We start from the raw sequence: 2,035 nt of genomic DNA, 5'->3' as shown, positions 1-2,035 counted from the left end.
GTATGCATGATGACAAGCCCGGCACCGGTATCGGCGGCGACACGAGCAATATCGGGCTCGCGCTGCAAACCCCAGACATCGTTGACGATATGCGCGCCGGCGGCGACCGCCAGCCGCGCCGTGTCGGCGCGATAGGTATCGACCGAAATCAGCACCTCGTTCACGCCCGCCAGCGCTTCGATCACCGGCAGGATGCGGGCCTGTTCCTGGCTGGCCGATACCGCGGCAGCACCTGGGCGCGTCGATTCTCCCCCGACATCGACAACCAGTGCCCCTTCCCCGATCATGCGGCGCGCCTGGGCCAACGCCTTTTCAGGGGCGTCGAACTGGCCGCCGTCGGAAAAGCTGTCGGGCGTGACATTGAGGATGCCGACGACCACGGCCTTGCCGCCGAGGTCGAGATGGCGTCCATGCGCCAACTGCCATCGCCTGGCCGTCATTGCTCATCGACCATGGAGTTCATCAATCATGTGTGATCCCTGGCGGATCAATTTCATTGCGCCGGCAACGGCCGTAAAGCAAGGTGGTCGAAGAGGCAACATGATGAAACGATCCATGCTTGGCATGAAAAAACAGTCCTTGGGCGTGAAACAATCCTTGGCTTGCGCGCTGCTGCTCGCCATAACGTCGCACCCGGCGGCGGCGGCCAATCTCGTCAAGACGTACAGCTATTTCGCCATTGGCGGCAGCACCCTCGACGACATCGAGGCACAACTCTCCAAACGCGGGCCGGAGGTGAAAAGCACCGGCACGCGGCACCCGGGCGCTACGCAAATGGCCTTCACCACCCGTATCAGCTATGCGCAGACACCGAGTTCCTGCCGGATTGCCGACGCGGTGGTGACCGTCAAGGTGAAGGTGATCCTTCCCGAGTGGCGCCGGCCGCGCAAGGCCGATGCCGATGTCAGGCTGTTCTGGGATACGCTGTCGGCCGACATCAAGCGCCATGAGGAGCGCCATGTCGAAATCGCCAAGAACCATGGCGGCGAACTCGAAGAGGCTTTGAAAGCCACCTACCCGCAAAAGAACTGCGACGCCGCCAAGGCCAAGGCGGCTGAGATCACCGCGGCTGTTCTGGCCAGGCACGACCGCGCCCAGCTTCAGTTCGACCGCGTCGAAAGCGTCAATTTCGAAAGCCGCATCTTGCGGCTGCTGCGCTACCGCATGGAGCGCATCGGCAACGGCCGACTGCCGCCGGCCTGAACGCACCCGAACTGAAAGCCAAATTCGCCGAAGCGTAGTGCCAGATTCGAAAAACTTTCGAGCCGCCGTCGAAACCGGCCTATATGGGACGACATATATCAGGCTCGCCAAACGAGCTTAAAACACCAATGCGATCCAAACGGTCATGAAGCCGGAGCGGCTGAACAGCGCCGGTCAAATCGCAAGCTTATGGATGAACGATCATGGACCAGGCTGTCGATGAGAAAACGATGGCGGAAACCGGCACGCCGATAACAGAGCGCGAAAAGAACGCCATCATCGGCGGCGTGCTGTTGTCGATGCTGTTGGCGGCACTCGATCAGACCATTGTCGCGCCGGCCATGCCGACCATCGGGCATGCGCTCGGAAACGCACACTATCTGCCATGGATCGTCACCGGTTATCTCCTGACCGCTACCGCGGTGGCTCCGCTCTATGGCAAGATTTCCGACGTCTACGGCCGCCGGCCGACCGTCTACGCCGCGATCCTGATCTTTTTGGCGGGATCGGTGGTCAGTGCGATGGCTCCCAACATGTTTGTGCTGGTTGTCGGGCGGGCGATCCAGGGCGCCGGTGGCGGCGGCTTGTTCGCTTTGACGCAGACCGTCGTCGGCGATCTCGTGCCGCCGCGCGAGCGGGCACGCTATGCCGCCTGGTTCTCCGGCACATGGGCTGTCGCCAGCGTTGCCGGTCCGTTGCTCGGCGGCACTTTCGCAGAGCACCTGCACTGGTCACTGATCTTCTGGATCAACATTCCGCTTGGTTTTCTTGCGATGGCGATCATCAACAAGCCGCTCAAGAAACTGCCCATTGCCGCAAAGCGCCATCGCAT

General features: G+C 61.7%; 3 protein-coding genes. 2 read left to right on the top strand and 1 reads right to left on the bottom strand.

Annotation, left to right across the window (positions count from 1 at the left end):
• Nucleotides 1-440, bottom strand: a 440-nt coding sequence (gene folP, locus EN991_RS33960) for a dihydropteroate synthase (protein WP_127370372.1), incomplete at its 3' end; no start/stop codon positions are given.
• A 103-nt stretch (nt 441-543) separates the two neighbouring features.
• Here folP and EN991_RS33955 point away from each other — a divergent pair.
• The gene (locus EN991_RS33955; RefSeq protein ID WP_127370373.1) at nt 544-1,203 is read left to right on the top strand and encodes a DUF922 domain-containing protein; all 660 of its coding nucleotides are present in this window, start codon (nt 544-546) and stop codon (nt 1,201-1,203) included.
• Between the two features lie 203 nt (nt 1,204-1,406).
• On the top strand, nt 1,407-2,035 hold a 629-nt coding region (locus EN991_RS33950; RefSeq protein ID WP_127370371.1), incomplete at its 3' end, for an MFS transporter.

This window comes from Mesorhizobium sp. M7A.F.Ca.US.005.03.2.1 (assembly GCF_003997795.1).
Lineage (GTDB): Bacteria > Pseudomonadota > Alphaproteobacteria > Rhizobiales > Rhizobiaceae > Mesorhizobium > Mesorhizobium ciceri.
Note: the sequence above shows the minus strand (reverse complement) of the source record. Positions and strands in the feature narration are given on the sequence as shown.